The organism is Microbacterium sp. F01 (assembly GCF_056156365.1).
The window spans coordinates 2,032,475-2,058,955 of record NZ_CM149592.1; the positions used below are offsets into that span (position 1 = coordinate 2,032,475).

Annotated in this window: 22 protein-coding genes and 3 tRNA genes; 10 read left to right on the plus strand and 15 right to left on the minus strand. The window is 69.6% G+C overall.

Features of this window, described 5'->3' with window-relative positions; all coding sequences use genetic code 11:
- Positions 1-54 precede the first annotated feature (54 nt).
- Positions 55-1,599 carry an amino acid permease gene (locus ACVN90_RS09260; protein ID WP_475101825.1) on the plus strand — a complete coding sequence of 515 codons (1,545 nt, stop codon included), beginning with the start codon at positions 55-57 and terminating at the stop codon, positions 1,597-1,599.
- A 10-nt stretch (positions 1,600-1,609) separates the two neighbouring features.
- Here ACVN90_RS09260 and ACVN90_RS09265 read toward each other — a convergent pair.
- Positions 1,610-1,682 (minus strand) — tRNA-Val (locus ACVN90_RS09265).
- A gap of 142 nt (positions 1,683-1,824) precedes the next feature.
- Here ACVN90_RS09265 and aceE point away from each other — a divergent pair.
- The 6 genes from aceE (at position 1,825) to ACVN90_RS09295 (ending at position 9,422) form a co-directional block, all read left to right on the plus strand.
- Complete coding sequence (gene aceE, locus ACVN90_RS09270; RefSeq protein ID WP_475101826.1) at positions 1,825-4,554, plus strand: pyruvate dehydrogenase (acetyl-transferring), homodimeric type; 2,730 nt, start codon at positions 1,825-1,827, stop codon at positions 4,552-4,554.
- A gap of 7 nt (positions 4,555-4,561) precedes the next feature.
- On the plus strand, positions 4,562-5,779 hold the full coding sequence (locus ACVN90_RS09275; RefSeq protein WP_374978147.1) for a PucR family transcriptional regulator: 1,218 nt from the start codon (positions 4,562-4,564) through the stop codon (positions 5,777-5,779).
- A gap of 94 nt (positions 5,780-5,873) precedes the next feature.
- A complete protein-coding gene (locus ACVN90_RS09280; protein ID WP_475101827.1) occupies positions 5,874-6,785 on the plus strand; it encodes an ACP S-malonyltransferase in 912 nt (303 codons plus the stop codon).
- 15 nt (positions 6,786-6,800) lie between these two features.
- The gene (locus tag ACVN90_RS09285; protein ID WP_475101828.1) at positions 6,801-7,802 is read left to right on the plus strand and encodes a beta-ketoacyl-ACP synthase III; all 1,002 of its coding nucleotides are present in this window, start codon (positions 6,801-6,803) and stop codon (positions 7,800-7,802) included.
- Between the two features lie 74 nt (positions 7,803-7,876).
- A complete protein-coding gene (locus tag ACVN90_RS09290; protein ID WP_013586517.1) occupies positions 7,877-8,125 on the plus strand; it encodes an acyl carrier protein in 249 nt (82 codons plus the stop codon).
- A 58-nt stretch (positions 8,126-8,183) separates the two neighbouring features.
- Positions 8,184-9,422, plus strand: a complete 1,239-nt coding sequence (locus tag ACVN90_RS09295; protein WP_475101829.1) for a beta-ketoacyl-[acyl-carrier-protein] synthase family protein — start codon at positions 8,184-8,186, stop codon at positions 9,420-9,422.
- 145 nt (positions 9,423-9,567) lie between these two features.
- Here ACVN90_RS09295 and ACVN90_RS09300 read toward each other — a convergent pair whose 3' ends face one another.
- Both ACVN90_RS09300 and ACVN90_RS09305 read right to left on the minus strand, forming a co-directional pair.
- Positions 9,568-10,071: a DUF3145 domain-containing protein gene (locus ACVN90_RS09300; protein ID WP_475101830.1), complete on the minus strand. Its 504-nt coding sequence runs from the start codon at positions 10,069-10,071 to the stop codon at positions 9,568-9,570.
- A gap of 150 nt (positions 10,072-10,221) precedes the next feature.
- Complete coding sequence (locus tag ACVN90_RS09305) at positions 10,222-10,995, minus strand: hypothetical protein (protein ID WP_475101831.1); 774 nt, start codon at positions 10,993-10,995, stop codon at positions 10,222-10,224.
- 164 nt (positions 10,996-11,159) lie between these two features.
- Here ACVN90_RS09305 and ACVN90_RS09310 point away from each other — a divergent pair, with 164 nt between their 5' ends.
- Positions 11,160-13,166: a DUF262 domain-containing protein gene (locus ACVN90_RS09310; RefSeq protein ID WP_475101832.1), complete on the plus strand. Its 2,007-nt coding sequence runs from the start codon at positions 11,160-11,162 to the stop codon at positions 13,164-13,166.
- Between the two features lie 63 nt (positions 13,167-13,229).
- On the opposite strand, the gene nagE is transcribed toward ACVN90_RS09310, so the two are convergent.
- The 3 genes from nagE to ACVN90_RS09325 form a co-directional block, all read right to left on the minus strand.
- Positions 13,230-15,170, minus strand: a complete 1,941-nt coding sequence (nagE, locus tag ACVN90_RS09315) for an N-acetylglucosamine-specific PTS transporter subunit IIBC (protein WP_475101833.1) — start codon at positions 15,168-15,170, stop codon at positions 13,230-13,232.
- 187 nt (positions 15,171-15,357) lie between these two features.
- Positions 15,358-15,431: transfer RNA gene (locus ACVN90_RS09320), tRNA-Ile, on the minus strand.
- Between the two features lie 25 nt (positions 15,432-15,456).
- Positions 15,457-16,554, minus strand: a complete 1,098-nt coding sequence (locus tag ACVN90_RS09325; protein WP_475101834.1) for a DMT family transporter — start codon at positions 16,552-16,554, stop codon at positions 15,457-15,459.
- A gap of 42 nt (positions 16,555-16,596) precedes the next feature.
- Between ACVN90_RS09325 and def the strand changes: the two genes are divergently transcribed.
- Entirely contained in the window at positions 16,597-17,163 is a 567-nt protein-coding gene (gene def, locus ACVN90_RS09330; RefSeq protein ID WP_475101835.1) for a peptide deformylase, read from the plus strand.
- Between the two features lie 19 nt (positions 17,164-17,182).
- Here def and ACVN90_RS09335 read toward each other — a convergent pair whose 3' ends face one another.
- The 6 genes from ACVN90_RS09335 to dusB all read right to left on the minus strand — a co-directional run bounded on the left by ACVN90_RS09335 (position 17,183) and on the right by dusB (position 23,282).
- Positions 17,183-17,851: a hypothetical protein gene (locus ACVN90_RS09335; RefSeq protein WP_475101836.1), complete on the minus strand. Its 669-nt coding sequence runs from the start codon at positions 17,849-17,851 to the stop codon at positions 17,183-17,185.
- Positions 17,852-17,916: 65 nt separating this feature from the next.
- A tRNA-Asn gene (locus tag ACVN90_RS09340) sits at positions 17,917-17,989 on the minus strand.
- 74 nt (positions 17,990-18,063) lie between these two features.
- Positions 18,064-18,852, minus strand: coding sequence for an ATP-binding cassette domain-containing protein (locus ACVN90_RS09345; RefSeq protein WP_475101837.1), 789 nt, complete (start codon positions 18,850-18,852; stop codon positions 18,064-18,066).
- 50 nt (positions 18,853-18,902) lie between these two features.
- Positions 18,903-20,768 (minus strand): DNA primase, encoded by a 1,866-nt coding sequence (gene dnaG, locus ACVN90_RS09350; protein WP_475101838.1) that lies wholly within the window; start codon positions 20,766-20,768, stop codon positions 18,903-18,905.
- Positions 20,768-22,126: a deoxyguanosinetriphosphate triphosphohydrolase gene (locus tag ACVN90_RS09355; RefSeq protein ID WP_475101839.1), complete on the minus strand. Its 1,359-nt coding sequence runs from the start codon at positions 22,124-22,126 to the stop codon at positions 20,768-20,770. The genes dnaG and ACVN90_RS09355 overlap by 1 nt, the downstream gene beginning before the upstream one ends.
- Positions 22,116-23,282 (minus strand): tRNA dihydrouridine synthase DusB, encoded by a 1,167-nt coding sequence (gene dusB / locus ACVN90_RS09360; RefSeq protein WP_475101840.1) that lies wholly within the window; start codon positions 23,280-23,282, stop codon positions 22,116-22,118. The genes ACVN90_RS09355 and dusB overlap by 11 nt, the downstream gene beginning before the upstream one ends.
- A 76-nt stretch (positions 23,283-23,358) precedes the next feature.
- Here dusB and ACVN90_RS09365 point away from each other — a divergent pair, with 76 nt between their 5' ends.
- Complete coding sequence (locus ACVN90_RS09365; RefSeq protein WP_475101841.1) at positions 23,359-23,862, plus strand: glutathione peroxidase; 504 nt, start codon at positions 23,359-23,361, stop codon at positions 23,860-23,862.
- Between the two features lie 59 nt (positions 23,863-23,921).
- Here the strand turns inward: ACVN90_RS09365 and ACVN90_RS09370 are convergent, their stop codons facing one another.
- From ACVN90_RS09370 to ACVN90_RS09380, 3 genes are all read right to left on the minus strand, one after another.
- Entirely contained in the window at positions 23,922-24,602 is a 681-nt protein-coding gene (locus ACVN90_RS09370; protein ID WP_475101842.1) for a DsbA family oxidoreductase, read from the minus strand.
- A 64-nt stretch (positions 24,603-24,666) separates the two neighbouring features.
- Positions 24,667-25,638 carry a hypothetical protein gene (locus tag ACVN90_RS09375; protein WP_475101843.1) on the minus strand — a complete coding sequence of 324 codons (972 nt, stop codon included), beginning with the start codon at positions 25,636-25,638 and terminating at the stop codon, positions 24,667-24,669.
- Positions 25,635-26,429 carry a hypothetical protein gene (locus ACVN90_RS09380; protein ID WP_475101844.1) on the minus strand — a complete coding sequence of 265 codons (795 nt, stop codon included), beginning with the start codon at positions 26,427-26,429 and terminating at the stop codon, positions 25,635-25,637. Before ACVN90_RS09380 ends, ACVN90_RS09375 begins: the two co-directional genes overlap by 4 nt.
- Positions 26,430-26,481: the final 52 nt, after the last annotated feature.

Sequence of the window (26,481 nt, forward strand, 5' to 3'; positions counted from 1 at the left end):
CGGCGGAGACTAGCATTCGACGACCGGCGCTTCCGAAGACGAAAGGCGCGAACCATGGGCGTTCTCCGCACCAAGTCCGTCGAGCAGTCGATCGCCGACACCGACGAACCGGAATTCCGACTCAAGAAGTCCCTGACGGCCCTGGACCTCACGGTCTTCGGCATCGGCGTCGTGATCGGCGCCGGCATCTTCACCCTCACCGGTCGGGCCGCGCACGAGGTCGCCGGCCCGGCGATCGTGCTCAGCTTCGTGGTCGCCGCGATCGCCTGCACGCTCGCCGCGCTCTGCTACGCCGAGTTCGCGTCGACGGTCCCGGTCTCGGGGTCCGCCTACACGTTCTCCTACTCGTCGCTCGGCGAGCTGTTCGCCTGGATCATCGGGTGGGACCTCATCCTCGAGATGTTCCTGGGGGCGAGCGTCGTCGCGCAGGGATGGAGCGCGTACCTCGGCACGCTCTTCGAACAGCTCGGGATGCCGATTCCCCCCGAGATTGGATACGGAGGCACGGTCGACCTGATGGCGATCCTGCTGGTGCTCGTGCTCGGCGGCCTGATGACGTTCGGCATCAAGGAATCGCTGCGCGTGAACATGGTGCTCGTCGCCGTCAAGCTCTTCATCGTGCTGTTCGTCATCGTCGCCGGACTGCTGTTCGTCAACCCGGCGAACTGGTCGCCGTTCGTGCCGGCGCCCGCGCCGAGGGAGTCCGCCACGGGACTGAGTCAGCCGCTGCTGCAGTTCTTCTCCGGCATCGAGCCCACGGCCTTCGGCGTCGGAGGCATCTTCGCGGGCGCCGCGCTCGTGTTCTTCGCCTACATCGGCTTCGACGTCGTCGCGACGACGGCCGAGGAGACGCGGCGCCCCCAGCGCGACCTGCCGATCGGCATCATCGCGTCGCTGGTCATCTGCACGCTGCTGTACTGCGCCGTCGCCCTCGTGGTGACCGGGATGGTGCCCTACCAGGACCTCGACCCGGCGGCCGCGCTCGCCAACGCCTTCGCGTTCCACGGGGCGACGTGGATGGCGACACTGATCTCGGCGGGCGCCGTGGCCGGCCTCACCACGGTCGTGCTGACGCTCCTGATCGGCGCGACGCGCATCATCTTCGCGATGTCGCGCGACGCGCTCCTTCCGGTCCGCCTCGCCAAGGTGCACCCGCGGTTCCGTACGCCCTGGGTGATCTCGATCCTTGTCACGATCATCGTCGCGGTGGTCGCGGGCTTCACCCCGATCGGCCTGCTCGAAGAGATGGTCAACATCGGCACGCTGTCGGCGTTCGTGCTCGTGTCGATCGGCGTCATCGTGCTGCGGCGCAAGCGCCCGGACCTGCAGCGCTCCTTCCGCGTACCGCTCAATCCGTGGCTGCCGGCTCTTTCGGCCGCGATCTGCGTCTACCTGATGCTCAATCTCACTGTCGAGACGTGGCTGCGATTCCTGGTGTGGCTGGTCATCGGCTTCGCCATCTATTTCGCCTACTCGCACCGGCACTCCAAGATCGGCCAGCCGGGCTACCAGGAGTTCGCGCTGCCGCATGTCGTCTCGCACCAGCGCGACGACGGCGACCAGGACGGCGACGGGGATTCGCGCGCGGATCGGCCCTGAACGACTTCGGTGGGCCCTGCCGGGATCGAACCGACGACATCCACGGTGTAAACGTGGCGCTCTACCAGCTGAGCTAAAGGCCCTCGCAGCCAGTCTACGAGGTGCGTCCGGGGCGTCTCGAACTCGCTAGGCTGGCAGTTGGTGCGTTTGTGCAGGGCAGACAACGCCCGCGCCGCTCCGGTAGCGATTACCTGGCACGATCTGCCAGACGACGAAAGGTCTTCTGTGACTGTCAACGATCAGGATCCGTACTCGCAGGAACCCCTCGACAGCGATCCCGATGAGACCTCCGAGTGGCAGGAGTCCCTCCAGCAGCTCGTGCAGGCGAAGGGCCACGGACGTGGCCGCGAGATCATGCTGAGCCTGCTGCAGACCTCTCACGAGCTGCAGCTGAACGTTCCGCAGGTTCCGACGACGGACTACATCAACACGATCGCCCCCGAGAACGAGCCCGAGTTCCCCGGCGACGAGGAACTCGAGCGCCGTTACCGCCGCTGGATCCGTTGGAACGCCGCGATCACCGTGCACCGCGCGCAGCGGCCCGGCATCGGCGTCGGCGGCCACATCTCGACGTACGCCTCCTCGGCGTCGCTGTACGAGGTCGGCTTCAACCACTTCTTCCGCGGCCTCGACGACCCGACCGGCGGCGACCAGATCTTCATCCAGGGCCACGCCTCCCCCGGCATCTACGCCCGCTCGTTCCTCGAGGGACGCCTGAGCTCGGAGCAGCTCGACGGCTTCCGCCAGGAGAAGTCGAAGGCGCCGCACGCGCTGCCGTCGTACCCGCACCCGCGCCTCATGCCCGAGTACTGGCAGTTCCCGACGGTGTCGATGGGCCTCGGCCCGATCAACGCCATCTATCAGGCGATGTCGAACAAGTACCTCACCAACCGCGGGATCAAGGACCTCTCGAACTCGCGCGTGTGGGCGTTCCTCGGCGACGGCGAGATGGACGAGGTCGAGAGCCGCGGTCAGCTGCAGGTCGCGGCGAACGAGGGCCTCGACAACCTCACGTTCGTCGTCAACTGCAACCTCCAGCGACTCGACGGCCCGGTGCGCGGCAACGGCAAGATCATCCAGGAGCTCGAGAGCTTCTTCCGCGGCGCCGGCTGGAACGTCATCAAGGTGGTGTGGGGCTCCGGGTGGGACGAGCTGCTCGCGAAGGACACCGACGGCGCCCTCGTCCACCTCATGAACACCACGCCGGACGGTGACTTCCAGACCTACCGTGCCGAGGACGGCGCGTTCATCCGCGAGCACTTCTTCGGGCGCGACGAGCGCACGGCCGCTCTCGTGAAGGACTGGTCCGACGACGACATCTGGGGCAAGCTGCGCCGCGGCGGCCTGGACTACCGCAAGGTCTACGGCGCCTACAAGGCCGCGACCGAGCACAAGGGCCAGCCCACCGTGATCCTCGCCAAGACGATCAAGGGCTACGGCCTCGGGCATCACTTCGAGGGCCGCAACGCGACCCACCAGATGAAGAAGATGACGCTCCAGGACCTCAAGTACTTCCGCGACTCGATGCGGATCCCGGTCTCGGACGCGCAGCTCGAAGAGAACCCCTACCTGCCGCCGTACTACAACCCGGGTTCGAACGACGAGACGATCCAGTACATGCTGGAGCGCCGCCGCCACCTGGGCGGCTTCCTCCCGGAGCGTCGCTCGCACCACGTCGGCCTGCAGCTGCCCGGCGACGAGGCGTACGCGCTCCCGAAGAAGGGGTCCGGCACGCAGGAGATCGCCACGACGATGGCGTTCGTCCGCCTGCTCAAAGACCTCCTCCGCGCGAAGGACTTCGGCCACCGCATCGTGCCGATCATCCCCGACGAGGCGCGCACGTTCGGCATGGACGCGTTCTTCCCCTCGGCGAAGATCTACAACCCGCACGGCCAGAACTACACGTCGGTCGACCGCGAGCTGCTCCTGGCCTACAAGGAGAGCCCGCAGGGCCAGATCGTCCACGTCGGAATCAACGAGGCCGGCGCCGTCGCCGCGTTCACCGCCGCGGGCACCTCGTACGCCACGCACGGCGAGCCGCTCATCCCGGTCTACGTCTTCTACTCGATGTTCGGCTTCCAGCGCACTGGCGACGCGCAGTGGGCGGCCGGCGACCAGATGGCGCGCGGCTTCATCATCGGCGCCACCGCCGGACGCACCACCCTGACCGGTGAGGGCCTCCAGCACGCCGACGGCCACTCGCTGCTGCTGGCGTCGACCAACCCGGCGACCGTGTCGTACGACCCGGCCTACGGCTACGAGATCGCGCACATCGTCCGCTCGGGCATCGAGCGCATGTACGGCGGCAACCACCCCGACCCGAACGTCATGTACTACCTCACGGTGTACAACGAGCCGCTGGTGCAGCCGGCCGAGCCCGAGGGTGTGGACGTCGACGGCATCGTGCGCGGCCTCCACCGCGTCTCGACCGCCGAGGGCGAAGGTCCCAGGGCCCAGCTCCTCGCGTCGGGCGTGGGCGTGCCGTGGGCGCTCGAGGCGCAGCAGCTGCTGCGCGACGACTGGGGCGTGCAGGCCGACGTCTGGTCGGTCACTTCGTGGAGCGAGCTGCGTCGCGACGGCCTCGCCGCCGACGAGCACAACTTCCTCCACCCGGAGGAGGAGCCGCACACCGCCTATCTGATCGAGAAGCTGAAGGACGCCGCCGGCCCCGTGGTCGCGGTCAGCGACTTCATGCACGCGGTGCAGGATCAGATCCGTCCGTGGGTGCCGAACCGCTTCGCGACGCTCGGTGCGGACGGCTTCGGCTTCTCCGACACGCGCGCCGCGGCCCGTCGCTTCTTCAAGATCGACGGCCCCTCGGTCGCGGTCCGGACGCTGCAGGCGCTGGCCGAAGAGGGTGCGGTCGAGCGCAGCCTCGCCGCACAGGCCATCCAGAAGTACCGCCTGCACGACGTGACCGCCGGTACGAGCGGGAACGCGGGCGGCGAGAGCTGACCTGCGAATGGGCAAGTCCACCGAGGTGATGGACAAGGTCGAGACGCTCGCCTGGCTGCGACGCATCTCGGGCGATCTCGCGACCGTCACCATCAAGCGCCTCGAAGAGACGCTGCCCTGGTATGCCGAGATGCCGCCGGCCCGACGCTCCGCCGTCGGGCTGGTGGCTCAGGCCGGCATCACGTCGTTCATCTCGTGGTACGACGAGCCTGGCTCCACGCCGTGGATCGCCTCCGACATCTTCGCCGCGGCTCCGCGCGAGCTCCTCCGCAGCGTCAGCCTGCAGCAGACGCTGCAGCTCATCCGCGTCACCGTCGAGGTGACCGAGGAGCGGGTGGCCGGCAAGGGCGAGCACCTGCGCGAGGCGATCCTGCTGTACTCGCGCGAGGTGGCCTTCGCCGCGGCGGACGTGTACGCCCGCGCCGCCGAGGCGCGCGGCCTGTGGGACGCACGCCTCGAGGCGCTCGTCGTCGACTCGATCCTCACGGGCGAGGCGGACGAGGAGCTGCCCAGCCGCATCGCAGCGCTCGGCTGGCACGGTCACGGCGAGGTCGCGGTGCTCGTCGGCACGACTCCCCCGCAGTTCGACGTCGATCAGCTCCGGCGCACGGCCCGCAAGCTCGGCGTCGACGTGCTGATCGGCGTGCAAGGCTCCCGCCTCGTGCTGGTGGTCGGGCGCGCCGAGCCGTCGGCCGTCGCCGACGACGCGGTGACCGACCTTCCCTTCGGCGAGATCGCGCGTCGCCTCGAGCCGGGATTCGGTGGGGGTTACCTGGTGCTCGGCCCGACGGTGCCGGCACTCGTCGACGCCAGCCAGAGCGCCCGCGCCGCCCTCGCGGGGTTCGCTGTCGCGCGTGCCTGGCGCCACGCGCCCCGGCCGGTTGAGGCCGACGACCTCCTGCCCGAGCGCGCCCTCGCCGGGGATCCCCTCGCCAAGCTCACGCTGGTCGAGCGGATCTACCGACCGCTCCAGTCGCACAGCGCCGACCTCGTGTCGACGCTCTGGGCCTACCTCGACAACGGCCGTTCGCTCGAGGCCACCGCCCGCGAGCTGTTCGTGCACCCGAACACGGTGCGCTACCGCCTGAAGCGCGTGTCCGAGGTCATCGGCTGGGACGCCACCGGCCCCCGCGAGGCGCTGATCCTGCAGACGGCGCTGATCCTCGGATCGATCGGGACGGATGCCTCGCGCCGCCGTCCGCCCGCACGGCGCAACCCGGCTTGATCCACCTGTCAGTGTGGGCCACACACAAAGCAGCGCGTGATTCTTGTGACGGTGTCGCCAGAACGACCTTTCTGATCCTTGGCAGGATGGAACGGTGAGAATCGCGGTCTTCCCCGGGCAGGGCTCCCAGTCCCCCGGCTTCCTGGCTCCCTGGCTCGAATCGGACGGCGCGGCGGACCGCCTCGCTCAGTACTCCGAGTGGTCGGGCGTCGACCTCGTCGCGGCCGGCACCGAGTGGGACGCCGACCAGATCCGCGACACCCAGGTGGCGCAGCCGCTCATCGTCGCGGCCAGCCTGCTGTCGTGGAACGCGCTGCCCGACCGTGAGCGCATCACCGGCGTCGCCGGGCACTCCGTCGGCGAGTTCGCCGCCGCCGCGGCGGCAGGCGTCCTCAGCGAAGAGTCGGCACTCACGCTGGTCGGCATCCGCGGCCGCGCGATGGCGGAGGCCGCAGCGGCCGCCGAGACCGGCATGAGCGCCGTGATCGGCGGGGACGAGGCATCCGTTCTCGTCCGCCTCGAAGAGCTCGGCCTCTCCCCCGCGAACTACAACGGCGGCGGCCAGCTCGTCGTCGCCGGCGCGCTGGACGCCCTCCAGGCCCTCGCGGCGGAGCCGGTCGCCGGCACCCGGGTGATTCCGCTGCAGGTCGCGGGCGCCTTCCACACGCAGTACATGGCACCGGCGGTGGAGACCCTGCGTGCGGCCGCCGCCGACCACGACGTCTCCGATCCCGGTGTCACGTTGTGGACCAATCGCGACGGCTCCACGGCGACCTCGGGCCGCGCCTTCGTCGACCTTCTCGTCGACCAGGTGGCTTCGCCGGTGCGCTGGGACCTCTGCATGGCGTCTTTCGCCGCCACAGGGGTATCCGGCATCGTGGAGCTGTCCCCCGCGGGCACTCTCGTCGGGCTCGCGAAGCGCGCGCTGCGCGGAGTCCCCGCCGTCGCCGTCAAGACGCCCGCTGACCTGGAGGCCGCCGCCGCGCTGGTGGCCGCCGACGCCTGACCGGAGTACCCCCGCATGACCCGCAGCCTCATCCAGCCCACCGGTGCCGCCCACACGCGCATCTACGCCTACGGCGCCGCCCGTGGCGAGATCGCCGTGCCGAACGACGACCTCATCGGCCCGATCGACTCGAGCGACGAGTGGATCCGCCAGCGCACCGGCATCGTCACCCGCACGCGCGCGGTCCCCGAGACCGATGCGATCGACCTCGCGACGGATGCCGCCCGCGAGGCGATCGAGCGGTCCGGTGTCGACCCGTCGCAGGTCGACGCCGTCATCGTCGCGACGATCAGCAACCCGAAGCAGAGCCCGTCGGTGTCGGCGATCGTCGCGGACCGCGTCGGCGCGAACCCGGCGGCCGCATACGACGTGAACGCCGCATGCGCGGGCTTCGCCTACGGAGTGACCCAGGCGGACGCGCTCATCCGGGCCGGCGCGGCACACTACGCCGTGGTGATCGGGGCCGAGAAGCTCAGCGACATCGTCGACCCCGCCGATCGGAGCATCTCGTTCCTGCTCGGCGACGGCGCCGGAGCGGTCGTGATCGGCCCGAGCGACACCCCGGGCATCGGTCCGACGGTGTGGGGCTCCGACGGCTCGAAGGCCGACGCCGTGGGGATGAACCACACGCTGACCGAGTTCCGCGACGGCGTCGCACCGTGGCCTACCTTGCGCCAGGAGGGCCCCACCGTGTTCCGCTGGGCCGTCTGGGAGATGGTGAAGGTCGCACGCCAGGCGCTCGAGGCCGCGGGGGTCGAGGCATCCGATCTCGCCGCGTTCATCCCCCACCAGGCGAACATGCGCATCATCGACGAGTTCGCCAAGCAGCTCGGGCTCCCCGACACCGTGCTGATCGGCCGCGACATCGAGACCACCGGGAACACCTCGGCGGCCTCCATCCCGCTCGCCGCCCACCGTCTGCTCGAGGAGCACCCGGAGCTCAGTGGCGGCCTCGCGCTCCAGATCGGCTTCGGCGCCGGGCTGGTTTTCGGCGCGCAGGTGGTCGTCCTTCCCTGACGCGGCGAACCGCGACCCTAGACTGATTCCCGGCCCGCTCGGGCACGCCTACCCCTAACAAACAGGAGAATCCCATGGCATTCACCAACGACGAGGTCCTCGCGGGACTCGCGGAGCTCATCACCGACGAGACCGGTATCTCGGCCGACGAGGTCGCGCTCGAGAAGTCGTTCACCGACGACCTGGACATCGACTCGATCTCGATGATGACGATCGTCGTCAACGCCGAGGAGAAGTTCGGCGTGACCATCCCCGACGACGAGGTCAAGAACCTCAAGACCGTCGGCGACGCCGTCACCTTCATCACGTCGAACCAGGCGTAGGACCATCCCGGTGGGGGCCGCGGCCCCCACCGGCCAGCATCACGAGGACTCTGATCTCATGAGCACACCCCGTATCGTCGTCACCGGCATCGGCGCGTCGACCCCCATCGGCGGCACCGCCCCCGAGAGCTGGTCGGCGCTGCTGAGCGGAGCATCCGGCACGCACACCATCGAGCAGGAATGGGTCGAGGAGTATCAGCTCCCCGTCGCCTTCGCCGCGCAGGCGCTCGTCCGGCCCGACACCGTGCTGGAGCGCCCTGTCGCCAACCGCCTCGACCCTTCGGCGCAGTTCGCGCTCGTCGCCGCGTTCGAGGCGTGGGAGGACGCGGGCAAGCCCGAGGTCGAGCCGGAACGGTTCGCCGTCGACTTCGCGACCGGCATCGGGGGCCTGCAGACGACGCTCGCGGGCTGGGACACGCTCAAGACCAAGGGTCCGCGCCGGGTCATGCCGATGAGCGTCCCGATGCTCATGCCGAACGCCCCCGCCGCGGCCGTCTCGATGCACCTGAACGCCCGCGCGTACGCGCGCACGGTCGCCTCTGCGTGCGCGTCGAGCACCGAGTCGCTCGTCAACGCCTTCGAGAGCCTTCGCGAGGGTCGCGCCGACGTCGTCATCGCGGGTGGCGCGGAGGCGGTCATCCACCCGCTCACGATCGCCGCGTTCGCCGCGATGCAGGCGCTGTCCAAGCGCAACGACTCCCCCGAGACCGCGTCGCGGCCGTACAGCGTCGACCGTGACGGGTTCGTCATGGGCGAGGGCGCGGCAGCCCTGGTCCTCGAGACCGAGGCGCATGCCAAGGCCCGTGGCGCCAAGATCTACGGCGAGATCGTGGGCGGCGGCGTGACGGCGGACTCGTACCACATCACGGCTCCCGAGCCCGAGGGACTCGGCGCTTCGCGCGCGGTCCGGCTCGCGCTCGAGCAGGCGGGTGCCACGCCCGACGAGGTCACGCACATCAACGCGCACGCCACGTCGACCCCGACCGGCGACATCGCCGAGTACAAGGCGCTCCTGAGCGTCTTCGGCGACCGCGTCCACGAGATCCCCGTCTCGGCCACGAAGGGCGCCACCGGCCACCTGCTGGGCGGCACCGGCGCGCTCGAGGCGATCTTCACGCTTCTCGCGCTGCGCGAGCGTCAGGCACCGCCGACGATCAACGTCACCACGCAGGACCCCGACATCCCGCTGCGCATCTCGGACGCCCCCCTCGCCCTCGGCGCCGGCGACCAGCTCGCGATCAGCAACTCGTTCGGCTTCGGCGGTCACAACGCCGTCGTCGCCTTCCGCTCGGTCTGACGAGCCGCGACGCGAAGACGCCCCCGGTGAAGCCGACCGGGGGCGTCTGTCGTGTCAGGCGGCGGTTCGCGGTCCCAGGGCCCGGGATTCGTGGCCTCCGAGCCTCGGTAGTGGCGCCTCGCGCCGCCTGCGTCTGCGGGGTCGTTCAGCCGACCTTGTGCAGCCAGACCACCGGGGCGTCGTCGCTCGCGTGCCGGAACGGCTCGAGCTCCTCGTCCCACGCGGCGCCCAGCGCGACGTCGAGCTCGCGCTGCAGCTCGAACGCGTCGCCGCCGGCGATCTCCATCGCGTAGCGGATGCGGTCCTCGCCGATCACGACGTTCCCCGCGGTGTCGGTCTGGGCGTAATGGATGCCGAGTCCCGGCGTGTGCAGCCAACGGCCGCCGTCGCTGCGGGGGGTGGGATCCTCGGTGACCTCGAAGCGCAGATGCTCCCAGCCGCGGATCGCCGTCGCCAGCGCCGAGCCGGTCCCGGCGGATCCCTCCCAGTACAACTCGGAGCGCCGGCTGCCGGTCAGCACCGGCTGATCCGCCCAGTCGAAGCTGACGGCGCGGCCCAGGGCCCGCCCGACTGCCCACTCGAGGTGGGGGCACAACGCTCGTGGCGCGGAGTGAATGAAGATCACCCCACGCGCCTTTTGTGTCGCCATGATCTCTCCGTTCGTCAGGTGCGTCTTCCCCTACGACCTGTGACGGTGTCATGACGTGCTGTTCGGTTGTGCTGCCGCCATTATCGCCGAGAGGGCCCGGGAATCACAAGACTGTGATTCCCGGGCCCTCTCCGATCAGGTGAGCGCTGCTCAGGCCTCGCTCATGGCCTGGACCTCGGCCTTGCCCTTGGCGGCGTAGTACGCGGCGCGCGCGGCGTCGCGGCGGGCCTGCTCGGCCTGACCGGCGTCGAGCACCTCCTGCGCCACCTCGAACTGCGGCGCCGTCGGCACGGCGTTGTACTTCTCCATGTAGGCGTCGAGCTCCGGGCCCGACTCCCACGACGTGATGAGGCAGTACCGCGGCTCGGTGCCGTCGTGATGCACGGCGTGCCACAGGCGCTGCGTGTCGACGATGAGCTGGGCGCCGGCGGGAAGCGCGACGCGGTACTCGATGCTCGGGTCGGTGCGGTTCTCACGCAGCACGAAATAGCTGGTCTTGTCGTCGGTGAGGTTGAAGAAGCCGCGCACGACCCACCCGGTGCCGTCGGGGTTGAGGCGGTTGTTGTCGTCCTGGTGGAGGTTGTACAGCGCGTCGGCGTACGTGTTCGGCTGCAGCTCGATGATGCGGCAGCGGCCGACGTTGGAGCCCGGCTCCTGCGCGCGACGCGTCAGGGTCGGCGACTTCTCGGTCTGCTCGGGGATCCAGACGCCGTCCTTGTCGGTGCGCGGGGGCGTGTGGTTCCAGAACCCGTTGCACTCGATCTCGCCCTTGGCGGACGCGAGCGGCGCGAAGCGGGTGTCGCCCGACGACTTCCAGTCGACGTACTCGATCGAGAGCCACTCCTGCGGGTCGACCTCCTCACCGTAGGAGTCGAGCACCACGAAGCCGGTCTCGTCGAGAGCGGCGGACTTGATGTAACCCATGACGAATCATGCCTTTCGGTCAGTGAGCCAGCACGTTTTAACAGGCTCAACTTAGGTAAGCCTACCTCGGGGCTCTGAGGGGCTCCGGAGACGGCGCCGTGAATAACCGACGGCCGTCGTGCGCCCGCTCCGGGGCGGGGCGCCCGGCCTAGACTGGACGGGCCATGGTCACTGCCACGAACGTCGATGCCACTGCTGTCAACACCATCGGCTGGCTCTCCGCCGCGGACTGGACGATCGTCGTCCCGGTGTATCAGCGGCAGTACCGGTGGGACATCGGCGGGTGCGAGCAGCTCCTCTCCGACATCCGCGCGGTCGCGGATCTCGACGATCGCCGGATGCACTTCATCGGCTCGATCCTCTCCTCGGCGAGCGGAGAAGGCTCCGACGCCGAACTCGTGCTGATCGACGGGCAACAGCGCACCACGACGCTCATGCTGCTCGTCGCCGCGCTGCACCACACCGTGCGCGAAGCAGATCCCGATCTCGCCGATCAGCTCCAGCGCGTGCTCGTGCACTCGCACGACGCCGCGCGCACGAAGCTGCGTCCTCATCGGGCGTGGGCGTCGGTGTTCGAGCGCGTCGTGCTCGACCTCCCCCTCGCACAGGGTGAGCACCGTGACTCGCGGTTCGATGACAACTACGCGTTCTTCCGCAGCCAGATCAGCCTCGAGGAGGCGCCGCACATCTGGCGAGGGCTCCAGAAGCTCGAGCACGTGGCGATCACGCTCGGGGCGGGCGCGAACGCGCAGCAGATCTTCGAGAGCCTGAACTCGACCGGCGAGCCGCTGCGCGACCACGAGCTCATCCACAACTACGTGCTCATGGGACTCAACCACTCCGAGCAGCGCGAGATCGAGGCCGAGTACTGGCAGGCGATCGAGCAGAACACCGGCGAGTCGATCGCGGAGTTCTGGCGGCAGTACCTCGTCATGCGGACCGGGCGCGAGGTCACCGTCGTCGGCGGTCGCGGCGTGTACGACGCCTTCCGTCATGAGTTCCCGCGGCTCGATTTCGACGACCTGGCGCGGCACGCCGACGAGTGGCGAGAGCTCTCCCGCGTGTACCGCATCCTCCTCCGGCCGAGCGAGGCTCCGGATGCCGACATCACGCGTCACCTCGCCTACCTCGGCACGTTCGGCACCGGCATGTACCCGCTCGTGATGCGGGCGTACCGCGACTTCGAGCAGGGCTCGCTCGGCCGCGACGAGCTGATCGACACGCTCGAGATGGTGCAGTCGCTGCTCGTGCGTCGCGCCGTCGTCGGCACCGGCGTGGACCGTCTGGTCGCGCGCCTGTGCCGCGCGCGCGAAGAGGGAGCGGAAGCGCTCTTCTCGGCGATCTCGCGCATCACGCCGTCCGACGAGCGCGTCGCCGTGGCCCTCAAGTACTCCGAGCTCCCGCACGCGGCGTATGTCCTCGGCCGCATCGCGGGGGTCGACGGCGCCGGCGGCCTCGACATCGAGCACATCTTCCCTCTCGCCCCCGGCGACGGATGGTCGGGCGACGGCGTCCGCGAGTGGGCGTCGTACAGCGACGACGAGCAGAACAGCCATCGTGCGCTCGCGAGCACGATCGGCAATCTCACCGTCCTCGAGGAGGAACTCGCCCTCCGGTCGTTCGACCGGTCGTTCCCCGAGAAGCAGGCGCTGTACGCCCGCAGCGCCGTCGCGACGACTTCCGAGCTCGCTGCGCTCCCCTCATGGGGCACAGCGGCGATCGCCGAACGGTCTCTGCAGCTCACGGGACGGTTCGTCGAGGTCTGGAAACGCCCGGGGGGTCCCGCGATCGACGACGACGGCCTGACGCCGATCCTCGACGCCGTCCGGCGCCGCGGATGGCCGCCGGGCTGGCATCGCGAGTGGGCGTATGTCGAGTACTGCGGCGAGCACTGGGAGGTGCCCGACGTCAAGTACCTCTTCAACCGCATCTTCAAGCGGCTCTGGGCTGACTCCCGCGAGTCGGTCGTCGCGTACAGCGCGCGCCGCGGCGGCCCGGTCTACACGGCGCAGTCCTGGAACGGCCAGTGGGATCGCCTTGACGACGCGCACTCGCTCTACATGGGCTGGGACTCCAGCTACATGCTGAGCGCCGTGCAGGGCGTGCTGGAAGAAGCGGGGCTCGCTCCCGAGGTCTTCGTCAAGTACTCCTACATCGGCAACGCGATGTGAGAACGGGACGGATGCCTCAGGGTCGAGGCATCCGTCCCGTTCATCGTGGCCGGGACGCCGGCGTCACTCGAAGGTGACGGCGGCGTTCTCGTTGTTGAGCACGATCACCGGGGTGATCGAGGGGTGGCCGGCTGCCCGGATCTTCGCGAGGTCGAAGCGCAGGAGCGGCGTGCCCGCCGTGACCTGCTGCCCCTTCTCGACGAGGGTGTCGAAGCCGTCGCCCTTCATGCCGACCGTGTCGATGCCGACATGGATGAGCAGTTCGGTGCCGTCGTCGAGGACGAGCGCCACCGCGTGGCTGCTGTCGAACGTGGCGCCGATCGTGCCGTCGGCCGGCGCGACGACCGTGTCGCCGGTGGGTTCGATCGCGATGCCCGGGCCCATGATCCCCTGCGCGAACGTGGGGTCGGGAACCTCCGACAGCGGCACGACCTTGCCCTCGAGCGGCTGGCGCAGCCGGACCGCCGTCGTCGCCGGGTTGTCGGTCAGGACCGCCGTTCCGGTCGCCGCCGGCGCGATGGCCGGCTCCGGTGCGGCGGGCGTCGGCGCCTCGGCCTGCCCCGACATGATCTGCTCCATCGCGTCCTTCACGAACTGCACATTGGTGCCGTAGATCACCTGCACCGACTTCCCGCCCGGTTTCATCGTGCCGGCAGCACCGGCACGCTTGAGCGCGGTCTCGTCGACCTTGCTCGGGTCGTCGATCTCCATGCGCAGTCGCGTGGCGCAGTTCTCCAGTTCGAGGATGTTGGATTTGCCTCCGAGCGCGTCGATGAAGCGGCTGCCGGTGACGAGGTACTTGTCGTCGGCTGCGTGGGTGTCGTACTCGGTGCCTTCGCCGAGGATGTCGTCGTCCTCGCGCCCCGGCGTCTTCAGGTTGAAGCGCTTGATGAAGAAGTAGAACACCGCGAAGTAGATGAAGAACCAGAAGACGCCCATGACGGGGATCAACCACGGGTTCTGCGCCATCGGGTTCATCCAGCCCAGGACGAGGTCGACGAAGCCACCGGAGAAGCCGAAGCCCATGCGCACCGGCAGGATCTGGCTGATCGCCATCGAGATGCCCGTGAACACCGCATGGACCAGGTACAGCACCGGCGCCAGGAACATGAACGCGAACTCGAGCGGTTCGGTGACTCCGACGAAGAACGACGAGATCGCACCACCGAGCAGGATGCCGTACGCGAGCTTCTTGCGCGTGGTCTTGGCCGTCAGGTACATCGCGAGGGCCGCGCCCGGCAGGCCGAACATCATGATCGGGAAGAAGCCGGTCATGTACTGACCCGTGACGCCGTACGTTCCGGTGCCGTCCAGGAAGTTGTTCAGGTCGTTGATGCCGGCGACATCGAACCAGAACACCGAGTTCAGCGCGTGGTGCAGGCCGACCGGGATCAGGAGGCGGTTGAGGAAGCCGTAGATGCCGGTGCCGAACGCGCCCAGCGTCACGATCCATTCGCCGAACCCGACGAGCCCGGTGTACACGAACGGCCACACGAAGAACAGGATGATCGCGAGCACCAGCGAGATTCCGGCCGTCACGATCGCGACCGACCGCTTGCCCGAGAAGAAGGACAGTGCGTCAGGGAGCTTCGTGTCCTTGAACCGGTTGTAGCAGAACGCCCCGATCAGGCCGCAGACGATGCCGACGAAGACGTTCTGGACGCGGAGGAAGGCGGGGTCCACCTCGTTGACGTTGTCGACGCCGGTGAACAGGAGCACCGTCTCGGGCTTGAGCAGCGTCGTGACGACGAGCCACGAGACGAGACCTGCGAGCGCAGAGGTGCCGTCCGGCTTGTTCGCCATCCCGATCGAGACGCCGACCGCGAACAGCAGGGCGATGTTGCCCAGCAGCGAACCGCCCGCCGCGTCGAGGAAGATCGATACGAGGTTGGGGCTCTTTCCGCCGTTGCTGATCCAGAAACCGATGCCGGACAGGATCGCAGCCACCGGCAGCACAGCCACCGGGAGCATGATCGACCTGCCGAGCCTCTGCAGGAACTTCATTGTTCGCCTCCATCAGGAGCCAGGGGACAGTTGATGTGGCTGACGCTACAGCCAAACCGAGTCGCGCGTCACGGGGTTCCCCTCCGAAAGTTAGGGGTGTGAACGAATTTCTCATCGGTCCGTGATCAAGGGCCGCAACGAGGAGAGGTCCGTCGCAACCGCGGGGGTTGCGACGGACCTCGACACGTAGGGCGGGTGGGACTTGAACCCACGATCGTCGGGTTATGAGCCCGCTGCCTTGACCAGCTTGGCCACCGCCCCCTGCGCGTGCCGCGCGCTGACGAGCCTACCTGCCCGTCTTGCCTTCGGACTCGTCGGCGGGGTCCTTCACGGGCGGCTCGGGCCACACCTTGGCGACGGCCTCGGTCACCTTGATGGACGCGGTGTGCGGGTGCGCGGCATCCGTCTCCCTTCCGCTGCTCCCCCGCTGGATCGGGAGCTCCTGGCTCTCGCTGAGCACCTGGGGGTGGTGCCTGGCGAGCTGGAACACTCCCCACACCGCGACGGCGCCGACCACCGCGAACGTGATGTAGACCCAGAGCGGCGCGCCGGCGGCCTCTTGCAGCACCGTCAGGCCGATGAAGATCGCGACGATGGGGTCGATCACCGTGAGGCCGGCGACGACGAGATCCGGTGGCCCGGAGGCGTACGCGTTCTGCACGAAATAAGCGCCGACGATGGCGCCCGCGATGAGTGCGGCGAGGCACGTGAAGGTGAGCCAGTTGAAATCCTGCGACTGGATGCGCACGATCACGACCTTGGCGAGCGTCGCGACGAAGCCGTAGATGACCCCCGCGGCGATGATGTAGAACAGCGCACCCATCCGCGAGCGCAGCCAGATCCACAGACCTGCGAAGACGACGGTGACGATGCCCAGCAGCACCAGGATCGTGATGAGCTGTCCGTTCGACACCGGCTTCTCTGTCGCGAAGAGCGCCGCGATCGTGACGAAGACGAAGATTCCGCCCACGCACGCCGCGATCGCGATGAGGGAGCGCTTCGTCGGCTTGTGGCCGCTGATCTGGGCGTTCAGCAGCGTCGTGATGACGAGGGCGATCGCTCCGAGGGGCTGAACCACGATGAGCGGGGCGAAGGCGAGCGCCCAGAGCTGGCACACGATGGCGAGCCCGAGCATGACGGTGCCGATCACCCACGACGGTCGCGCGAGAAGCTTCAGCAGGTGGTTCGCGCCCAGCCCGCCGTTGGCCTGGGAGCCGTAGAGACGCTCGACCTTCGTCACGCCGCGGTGCTGGTACTGTGCGCCGAACGACATGAAGACGGCGCCGAGGAGTGCCAGCGGAATGCCGATGAGGATGTTCGGGTTCTGGAACACGCCGACCAGCTGATCGCCGATGTCCTCGAGCTCCACCGCAGTCCACACCACGTATCGACACTAGCCGCAGGTGCCTGTCGATAGGCTCAAGGCGTGGCTGTTCTCCCGATTCGCATCATGGGCGATCCCGTCCTGCACTCCCCCGCATCCGCCGTCGAAGAGATCACGGACGAGATCCGCACCCTGGTCGCCGACATGTTCGAGACGATGGATGCCGCACCCGGCGTGGGTCTCGCGGCCCCGCAGGTGGGCGTGCCGCTGCGCATCTACACGTACACCTACGCCGACGACGACGGTGCGCCCTGGCGCGGCGTCATCATCAATCCCGAGCTGTGGATGAAGTCCCTCGAGCCCGGTGCACCCGACCCCGACGAGGAGTCCGAGGGGTGCCTGTCGTTCCCCGGCGAGCGATTCGCGCTCCGTCGATCCGACGAGGTGCTGGTGACCGGCACGGATCTCGACGGCGAGCCCGTTCGCGTCCAGGTGGACGGCTGGCGGGCGCGCATCATGCAGCACGAGTTCGACCACCTCGACGGGATCCTCTACGTCGACCGTCTCGACGACGGCGACTGGAAGACCGTGCAGAAGATCGCGCGCAAGCGCGGCTGGGGCCGGCCGGGCAGCTCCTGGACCCCGGGCATCGACGACCTCGACGCCTGAGCCGGCGCGCCGCGCCGCACTACGCGGACGTCGGCGCGCTCCGGCGGTTCTGACGCTCGACCCAGCGGCGGAGTTCCGCGTCGGCTCCGGGCGGTGCCTGTGCGATGACGTTCATCCCCTGACGCACGAAGGTGGTCCCCGTGGTCATCGGGCCCCAGACACGGGCCGTCGAGAGCTCGCCGGTGTCGATGTCGCGGACCTGCACCTGCGTCGTGTCGGTGGTCTTGCGCGCCCGCGCCTTTCCCGCCACGTGCTGCACGACGAGAACGGGAAGGCCGTGCGCCGCAGCCGTGGCGATGACCGAGTCGAGATCGTGGGCGGCCCACTGGCTGCGGATCCCGCGTACGGTCCAGAGCGCGACGAGCACCACCGCCATCGTCGCGACGCCGGTGGGGACGAGCCACACGCTCGCCACGGCGCAGAGGAGCGCCCACAGCGCGATGCCGCGGACGGCGAGCAGGATCGCGACGACGGACGGAACGAGCGCGAGGAAGAGCCAGGGCGCCGGCGCCGAGATCGGGAACATCCAGGGTTCGCCGCCGAACAGGACGACGAGCCCGACCCACAGAACGGTGGCGCCGAAGACTCCCAGCGCGATCAGCAGCGGGACGGAGCGGTAGATCGGCGCCGGGGCGGGGACGCCGCCTTCGACGGCCAGACGCGGCGCAGGCTTCGCGCGAGCCGCCATGTGCACTCCTCGATGTGGTCCCCGGAGACGAAGAAAGCCTCGGGGGTGGAGCCCCGAGGCCTTCGCTCCCCCACTTGGACTCGAACCAAGAACCTATCGGTTAACAGCCGATTGCTCTGCCAATTGAGCTATGGAGGAATGTTCCGCACTCTCGTGCGGGCAACCAGTCCATACTAGCAAAGCTCAACCCGTGCTCATGACCACGGGCGCGCTCAGGAGTTGACGACGCGTCGATCGGCCTGGCCGTCGGGCGTCCACAGCAGATCCTGCGTGCCGTGCCCGAAGGCGACAGCGTGGCCCGCCCGCAGCACGAGGACGTCCGCATCGAGCTCGTGCACGACGTCCGGCTCGTTCGTCACGACGAGGGCGGCCATGTCGAGCTCGCGCCGCCGGCGGAGCACCGCCTCACGTGCCGCCTTGCGCACCTCGACGTCCATGTTGGCGAAGGGCTCGTCCGCGATCAGCACGCGGGGCTGGAGCACCAGAGCCCTCGCCAGCGCCACGCGCTGGCGCATACCCGCGCTGAGCTCGTACGGGTACTTCGCCGCAGCGCCGAGGGGCAGCATCAACTCGTCGAGGAGAGACGCCACGCGCACCGCGAGTGCGCGCGGACTGACGCGACGGTCGCGGCTGGTGATCGGCTCGCCGATCACCTCGGCGACCGTCAGGCGCGCCGGCAGGTGCGCGCCGGCGGACTGCGGGACATAGCCGGCGTAGTACGTGAGGTAGCGATGGGCGCGACCGGGACGCCGCACCGCGACGCCCTCGACGAGGCCGCGTCCTCCCACGACCGCGAGTCCGGGTTCATCCGCGCCCGCCAGCACCGCCGCGAGCGATGACTTGCCCGAGCCGGTCGGCCCCATCACCGCCAGGATGCCGCCGTGCGGCAACCGGAACGAGACGCCGTCGACCACGCGCTGGGCAGGGCCCCCGCGGCCGGAGCGGGCGATCGACAGATCCGAGCAGTCGATCGCGACATCCGCATCTCGTCGGCGAGCCATATCCTCATCCTGCCTGTTGACCGGCGCCGACGCCAGCCGACGGGACCCGTTCAGGAGCCCTCGTCGGCCAGAGCCTGGCGCTGGGCGTCGAGCTCCCGCAGACGCAGCCGGATCGTGCGGCCCTCCTCCGAGTCCGCGGGCACCCGCTGGATCGCGCCGAGCAGCTCCGCCTTCTCACGGTCGAATCCGCGCATCACCAGGCGGCGGGCGAGGTCGCCCGCCGACGAGACCGCCTCGTCGTCGCTCAGAGCCGGGAAGTCGGCGGCGAGCAGCTCCGCCGCGAGTGATCGGTAGGGCTCGCGGACGGTGGCGACGGCATCCACCGCCCACCCCGGCCGCTGCATGCCCGGAGCGTCGCGCACGGCGACGCGGACGGCGTCGAGCGCCGGATGACGAAAGGGCAGGTCGAGCGCGCGCGCGACCAGCGACGGGTCCATGCGGTGGCCGAACTGCAGCACGCCCATCAGCGCGCCGCGCTCGATGCCGACGTCGGGCGTGCGAGGAAGCGTCGCGAGCGTGACGCGCAGGGCGCCGTCGTCGACGGGTGGCTCCGCCGGCTCGGCGGTGCCGGGCGCGGCGTCGCGCCGCCCGCCTCCGCTGCTCCGACCCGCGCGCTCGACCTCACGGCGGACATCCTCGGTGTCCATGCCGAGTCGCCGAGCGAGCACGCGGACGTACTCCGGCTGCAGGAGCGGGTCGCGCAGCTCGGCGACGACCGGGGCCGCCGTCCGAAGCGCGCCGACGCGCCCCTCGACGCTGCGCAGGTCGTAGCCCGAGATGCGCTGGTCGAGCACGAACTCGACCATGGGCACCTTCGTCTCGAGCAGCGCCCGGACGGCGCCGTCGCCGCGGGCGAGGCGCAGGTCGCACGGATCGAGGCCCTCCGGACCGGTGGCGACGTACGTCTGCGCGTTGAATCGCTTGGCATCGGCGAAGGCGCGCAGCGCCGCCTTCTGCCCCGCGGCATCCGGGTCGAAGGTGAAGACGACCTCCCCGGCCGTCGAGTCGTCTCCCATCACGCGCCGGAGCACCGTGATGTGGTCGGAGCCGAACGCCGTGCCGCACGTCGCGATCGCGGTCGTGATGCCTGCGAGGTGGCACGCCATGACGTCGGTGTAGCCCTCGACCACGACGACCTGGTGCTGGCGGGAGACCTCGCGCTTGGCGAGGTCGAGCCCGTAGAGCACCTGCGCCTTCTTGTAGATCGTCGTCTCCGGCGTGTTCAGGTACTTGGGACCGTTGTCGTCGTCGAACAGCTTGCGCGCCCCGAAGCCGATCACCTGCCCGGTCACATCGCGGATCGGCCAGACCACGCGTCCGCGGAAGCGGTCGTAGACGCCGCGCTGCCCTTGCGACACGAGTCCGGCTGACGACAGCTCCTCGTCGGTGAAACCCTTGGCGCGGAGCGCGTGGGTCATGCCCTCCCAGCCCTTCGGGGCGAATCCGACGCCGAAGTGGGCCGCGGCGCCGGCGTCGAAGCCGCGCTGGCCGAGGAAGCGTCGCGCGATGTCGGCCTCGGGCGTCATGAGCTGCGCCCGGAAGAACTCGGCCGCCGCCGCGTTCGCGGCGTACAGGCGGGCGCGACCGGTGTGCTCCGGAGCGGCGCCGCCGTCCTCGTAGTGCAGCGCGTAGCCGATGCGGCCGGCGAGCCGTTCGACGGCCTCCGTGAAGGTCACGTGGTCCATCGCGCGCAGGAACGAGTAGACATCGCCGGACTCGCCGCAGCCGAAGCAGTGGTAGAAGCCGGCCTGTGGGCGCACGTTGAAGCTCGGACTGCGCTCGTCGTGGAAGGGGCACAGGCCCTTCATCGAGCCCACGCCCGCGGACTTGAGCGCGACCCGCTCCCCGATGATGTCGGCGATGTTCGTGCGCGCCTTGACCTCGTCGACGTCCGCCTGGCGGATGCGCCCCGCCATCAGCGCGCCTCGGAGGCGCGGAAGGCGCGCGAGGCGGTGTCCATGGGGCGCGCGCCCGGTGCCCACACGCCGACGGATGCGGCATCCACCGGCTCGACGAGCGAGGTGTGCCACGCGATCGCCAGCTGGTCGGTGAGGCTGGCCACCTGGTCGACCACGACACGGCGGCGCGCAGCTTCCGTCTCGGCCGCGGCGAAGTCCTCCGCGTGGAGCGGGTCGAGCGAATCGGGGTGCTCCCACAGGGCCGTGGCGAGACGCTTGAGGACGCGACGCTGCTCCTTGTAGAGGTCTTTGCGTCCTTCGATCGACACGACCGCGGCGCCGATGATCCCCTTGAGCACCGCCATCTCGGCCTCGACGATGCGGGGCACGACGAGGTGCCCGCGATAGCGCGTCAGCACGGAGGTCGGGTACGCCTCGCGCGTCGCGGTGGTGGCGGCCCGGGCGAAGCGGCCGATGAGGTCGGAGGTGAGGTTCTTCAGCCGCGCCAGCGCCGCACGGGTGCCGTCGAAGGAATCGATCCACTCCGGCATGCGGGTGAGCCGGAACAGCGCGTCCTCGAGTTCGTCGCGGGCGAAGTCGAACCCGACCCACGACTGGATCGCGGTGAGGAGCCACTCGTGCTCGCGTGGGTCGACCAGGCGGGCCGGGTCGAGGTATCCGTTGACGACCGCGTCCTCGAAGTCGTGGACCGAGTAGGCGATGTCGTCGGAGAGGTCCATGACCTCGGCCTCGATGCAGCGCAGCCGCCCCGGCGCACCGGCGCGGACCCAGCGGAACACCTCTTCGTCCTCGGGGTAGACGCCGAACTTGAGCCGACCGCCGGGGTCGGGCAGCGGATGGTCTACGGTCCACGGGTACTTGCAGGCGGCGTCGAGGCTCGCCCGGGTGAGGTTCAGGCCGAAGCTGTGCCCGTCGGCGTCGATCACCTTGGGCTCGAGCCGGGTGAGGATGCGCAGGGTCTGTGCGTTGCCCTCGAAGCCGCCGAAATCCTCGGCCCACTCGTTCAGCGCGCGTTCGCCGTTGTGTCCGAACGGCGGGTGCCCGAGGTCGTGGCTGAGGCAGGCGGTGTCGACGACGTCGGCAGCGAGGTCGAGTGCGGTCGCCAGCTCGCGGCCGACCTGGGCGACCTCGAGCGAGTGGGTCAGGCGATTCCGCGCGAAGTCCGCGGGGCTGGCGGGGCTCAGCACCTGGGTCTTGGCGGCCAGGCGGCGCAGGGCGGCCGAGTGCAGCACGCGGGCGCGGTCGCGGGCGAAGTCGTCGCGCTGCGATCGGTGGCGCTCGGCGTGGAAGCGGGCGGCGTCGGCGTCGTCGTACCCCACCGGGCGCTCCGATGCGCCGGCCAGGTCACCCGCCACTGTGGTCGAGTTCCGCTTCGGCGATGGCGGTGGATGCCTCGGCACTGAGCTCGCGGGATTCCAGCCAGCGGTCGGGCAGTGCGGGGCGCTTCGGGGTGCCGGCGCGACCGCGCTGGCCCTCCGCCGCCGCGCCCGGGTACGGCGCGTCAGCGTCGAGGGTGGCGAGCAGGTCGTCGATCTCGGCCAGGCTCGATGCGGTCGCGAGGCTCGCGCGGAGCTCGCCGCCCACCGGGTAGCCCTTGAAGTACCAGGCGACGTGCTTGCGGATGTCGCGGCAGCCGCGGTCCTCGTCCTCGAAGAACTCCACGAGCAGCTCCGCGTGACGGCGGAACGCGTGGGAGACGAAGCCGAGGGTCGCGTCGACGGGCTCGGCCGGTGCGGCACCCGGCCCGCCGAGCGCGCGGGCGAGGTCGCCGAACAGCCACGGTCGCCCGAGGCAGCCGCGTCCGACGACGACGCCGTCGCAGCCGGTCTCGTCCATCATGCGCACCGCGTCGTCGGCCGACCAGATGTCGCCGTTTCCGAGCACCGGGACGCTGGTGACGGCTTCTTTGAGCTTCGCGATCGCCGGCCAGTCCGCCTCGCCGGAGTAGAACTCCGATGCGGTACGGGCGTGCAGGGCGACGGCGGCGACGCCGGCGTCCTCAGCGATGCGCCCGGCATCGAGATACGTGAGGTGGTCGGCGTCGATCCCCTTGCGCATCTTGACCGTGAGGGGGATGTCACCGGCGGCGCGGGCGGCGCGCGTCACGATGTCGCGGAACAGGCCGAGCTTCCACGGCAGCGCTGCTCCGCCGCCCTTGCGCGTCACCTTGGGGACGGGGCATCCGAAATTCAGATCGATGTGATCGGCGCGATCCTCCTCGACGAGGAGACGCACTGCCGCCTCGGTCGTCGCGGGGTCGACCCCGTACAGTTGGATCGAGCGCGGGGTCTCGGATTCGTGGTGGGTGATCAGGCGCATCGTCGTCGCGTTGCGCTCGACGAGGGCGCGCGTCGTGATCATCTCGCTGACATAGAGACCGGCGCCGTATTCGCGGCACAGGCGGCGGAAGGCGGTGTTCGTGATGCCCGCCATCGGCGCGAGCACCACGGGGGCGTCGAGTTCGATGGGCCCGATGCGCAGCGTCGGCGCGGGGGCGAGGGCAGTCGTCACGCGTTCCATTCTCTTACAGGAATCCGTTCCTTGGCTGAACGGCCGCGCCCCTGTGCAGAGCCCTTAGCCTGGAGGCATGACCGAGGCCACGATCACCGACCTGCGCGAGATCCCCTTCGACACCGCCGACGGCGGCACCGCCACCCTCTCCGAGTACGGCGACCAGGTGCTCCTCGTCGTCAACGTCGCATCGAAATGCGGCCTGACTCCGCAATACGAGCAGCTCGAGCAGCTGCAGCGCGCGTACGCCGACCGCGGCTTCACGGTGCTGGGCTTCCCCTGCAACCAGTTCATGGGTCAGGAGCCGGGCTCGATGGACGAGATCCTCGAGTACTGCTCCGTCACGTGGGGGGTGACGTTCCCGGTCTTCGACAAGATCAAGGTGAACGGCCCGGGGGCCGCCCCGGTCTACAAGGCGCTGAAGAAGTCGCGCGATACCGAAGGCAAGAAAGGCCCGATCGTGTGGAACTTCGAGAAGTTCGTCCTGACGCCGGAGGGTGGCATCCACCGCTTCCGTCCGAACGTCAAGCCCGATGACCCGGCGATCGTCGAGGTCATCGAGGCGAACCTGCCGCGCTGATCCCACAGGCGAACAGGCCCGCCGCGACTCCTCGCGGCGGGCCTGTTCTCGTTCAGGGCTCAGGCGTCGACGTCGGCGGGCTCGCGGTGCTCGGACCACACCTGCCGCACGATCTGCGCGAAGGCCTCGGCGGGCTGCGCCCCCGACACGCCGTACTTGCCGTCGATCACGAAGAAGGGCACCCCGTTGATGCCGTAGGCCGCGGCCTGCGCCTGGTCGGCGCGCACCGCGTCGAGGTAGCGGCCGCTCTGCAGGGCGTCGCGCGCGGCGTCGGCGTCGAGTCCCGCATCCGTCGCGAGGTCGACGAGCTCGTCCTCGCGACCGAGGTGGCGCCCCTCGGTGAAGTATGCGGACATGAGGCGCTCGGCGAGCTCGAGCTGACGCCCCTGCTCCTTCGCGAAGTGCAGGAGCTCGTGGGCCTTCACGGTGTTGGTGTGCTTGAGCAGATCGAAGCGGTACTCCAGGCCTGCGTCGGCGGCGACGCCGGTCACGCGCTCGAGCATCTGGTGCACCTGGGCGCGCGGCATGCCCTTGTGCTTCGCGAGGAAGTCGAGCTCATCGCCTTCGAAGTCGACGGGCGTATCGGGCGACAGCTCGAAGGAGTGGTACGTCACCTCCACGGCGGGGGCGTCGGCGTCCGCGGATGCCGCGGCCAGTCCGTTCTCGAGATTCCGCTTGCCGATGTAGCACCAGGGGCAGGCGATGTCGCTCCACACGTCGATCTTGATGGCGTCCGTCATGCTCAGCACAACCGCGCGCGTCCGCGCGTCTATTCCGCCGAATGGGTCGCTGTGATGTGAATCCTCAGGGAATCGGCGGATCGGCGTCGGGCACGAAGCGGAACCTCACCCGCACGTCGTCGTACGGCACAACGAGGGTCGAGGCATCCGGCGACCACGAATCGGGCACGAGATACAGGCGTCCGCCGCCGTGTGCGAGCAGTCGAAGGCCGAAGTAGCGGTACCCGAACGTCTGCGGCGCCGCCGCGGGATCGTCGACGGATGCCTCGTCCCCGAGCTGCTGGAAGGTGATGTCGTCGTTACCCGGGTAGAGGCGCTCGCGCGTATCGAGCACGACGGCGGGAAGCGTCGTGAGGTCGGCGGCGAGGGAACGCGCCTGCCCGAGCCCCCACCACTGCGCGATGGTCGCGGTCGACCAGAACGTGCCGGCGATCATCACGAGCACGAGCAGCACGACGACGCCGCGCCCGCCGCTCGAGGGGTCGAGCGCGCGCACGGTGGCCGAGGCGTAGGCGGCGAGTCCCGCGCCGATCGCGAGGAACAGCGGGGTGAGGAGCTGCCCGTACGTCCAGCCCGGGAGGAACGGCACGAGGAAGGCCAGGACGAGGCCGGCGAGGATGAAGCCGATCCCCGTCCACGCGAGGATGCCGATCACCCGGCGCTGCGCCGGGCGCTCCTGCACGAGCAGCCACTTCCGCAGGGCGCGATGGCCGATGATCGCCGCGGCCGCGAGCAGGGTGAGCACCATGACCGGGATGAAGAGGGCGCCGGGGCTGCGCATCACGAACTCCTGCGAGCTCAGTCCGATGATGTCGACGTCGACCCCGAAGTAGCGGAAGAACTGTCGTGTCGAGACGTAGCCGAAGTAGAAGAGGAGCGCGGTGACCAGCGTGAGCGGCGCCACGAACGAGGAGAGGAAGCCCATCCACTTCTCGAAGCCCAGGCCGGGCTCGATCGGGCGCGGCTCGACGCGCGGCGGCGCTTCGTGCTCGGGCGTCGACGGCTCGGAAGGCGTGATCGCCGGGCGATCGGTCACCCGCTCCCCTCCCCTGGCTGCGGCGACTGTCCGGGATCGGGCGACTCGGTCGGCTGCTCCTCGTCCGGTTGCTCCTCTTCCTGCTGCTGTTGCTGCTCCTGCTCCTGCTCCTGTTCCTGCTCCTGCTCGGCGGACGGCTCCGGGTCGTTGACGATGATCGGCGGGCCCGGCTCGACCTCGCGTGCGGCGACCTGATCGCAGATCTCGGCGATCGGGCACTCGAGCGTTCCGCGGAAGGTGATCGCGGTGCCGTCCTGGAAGTCGCTGCCCGGGCGCAGGAGGAGACTGCAGAAGATCCCGGACTCGTTCGCCTGGACCAGCATGCCGAGGCACGAGCGATCCGCGCCGCGGGTGCCGCAGATCCCGCCCTCCACCCGGAGGCCGGGTCGATCGGGCGCGGCGTTCTCGAACGTGAAGCGGACCCCCTCGGGTATGGGCTCGTTGCCGCCCCAGAACACCGCGATCGTCTTGCACCAGAGCCCGCCCTCGAGGACTTCGGCCGTTCCCTGGTCGCCGTACGCGGGACCGCCGTACTGGGCGACGGGGCCGGTGCGGACGCGATCCTGGGCGGGATCCTCGCCACCGTCGGAGTCGGTCTGCCCCTGGTCGCCGCCGCTTTCGGCCTCGCCGTCGGGGGTGCCCTCGTTCGTCTCTTCTGCGGACGGTGTGGGGCTCGTCGTCGTGCGTCCCGCCTCCTGCGCGGTCACTGTCGTCCCGCATCCCGTGATGGCGAGGACGACGACAAGGCTCAGGATCACGGGGAGGCCCACCCGGGGCCGTGACAGCGCCATGATGCGCCTCCTGACCGGCCGCATGCGCGGCTCACGTCAATGATGAGGGCGC

Excerpts from the sequence above, each read along its gene's own strand:
- ACVN90_RS09305 (WP_475101831.1), bottom strand. The coding sequence starts at position 10,995 with ATGGGTTACATCAAGTCCGCCGCTCTCGACGAGACCGGCTTCGTGGTG.
- ACVN90_RS09275 (WP_374978147.1), top strand. The coding sequence starts at position 4,562 with ATGGGCAAGTCCACCGAGGTGATGGACAAGGTCGAGACGCTCGCCTGG.
- ACVN90_RS09370 (WP_475101842.1), bottom strand. The coding sequence starts at position 24,602 with ATGACGGACGCCATCAAGATCGACGTGTGGAGCGACATCGCCTGCCCC.
- ACVN90_RS09300 (WP_475101830.1), bottom strand. The coding sequence starts at position 10,071 with ATGGCGACACAAAAGGCGCGTGGGGTGATCTTCATTCACTCCGCGCCA.
- ACVN90_RS09380 (WP_475101844.1), bottom strand. The coding sequence starts at position 26,429 with ATGGCGCTGTCACGGCCCCGGGTGGGCCTCCCCGTGATCCTGAGCCTT.
- ACVN90_RS09290 (WP_013586517.1), top strand. The coding sequence starts at position 7,877 with ATGGCATTCACCAACGACGAGGTCCTCGCGGGACTCGCGGAGCTCATC.
- ACVN90_RS09345 (WP_475101837.1), bottom strand. The coding sequence starts at position 18,852 with ATGGCTCGCCGACGAGATGCGGATGTCGCGATCGACTGCTCGGATCTG.
- ACVN90_RS09310 (WP_475101832.1), top strand. The coding sequence starts at position 11,160 with ATGGTCACTGCCACGAACGTCGATGCCACTGCTGTCAACACCATCGGC.
- ACVN90_RS09260 (WP_475101825.1), top strand. The coding sequence starts at position 55 with ATGGGCGTTCTCCGCACCAAGTCCGTCGAGCAGTCGATCGCCGACACC.
- nagE (WP_475101833.1), bottom strand. The coding sequence starts at position 15,170 with ATGAAGTTCCTGCAGAGGCTCGGCAGGTCGATCATGCTCCCGGTGGCT.
- dnaG (WP_475101838.1), bottom strand. The coding sequence starts at position 20,768 with ATGGCGGGGCGCATCCGCCAGGCGGACGTCGACGAGGTCAAGGCGCGC.
- ACVN90_RS09335 (WP_475101836.1), bottom strand. The coding sequence starts at position 17,851 with ATGGCGGCTCGCGCGAAGCCTGCGCCGCGTCTGGCCGTCGAAGGCGGC.
- ACVN90_RS09365 (WP_475101841.1), top strand. The coding sequence starts at position 23,359 with ATGACCGAGGCCACGATCACCGACCTGCGCGAGATCCCCTTCGACACC.
- ACVN90_RS09285 (WP_475101828.1), top strand. The coding sequence starts at position 6,801 with ATGACCCGCAGCCTCATCCAGCCCACCGGTGCCGCCCACACGCGCATC.
- ACVN90_RS09295 (WP_475101829.1), top strand. The coding sequence starts at position 8,184 with ATGAGCACACCCCGTATCGTCGTCACCGGCATCGGCGCGTCGACCCCC.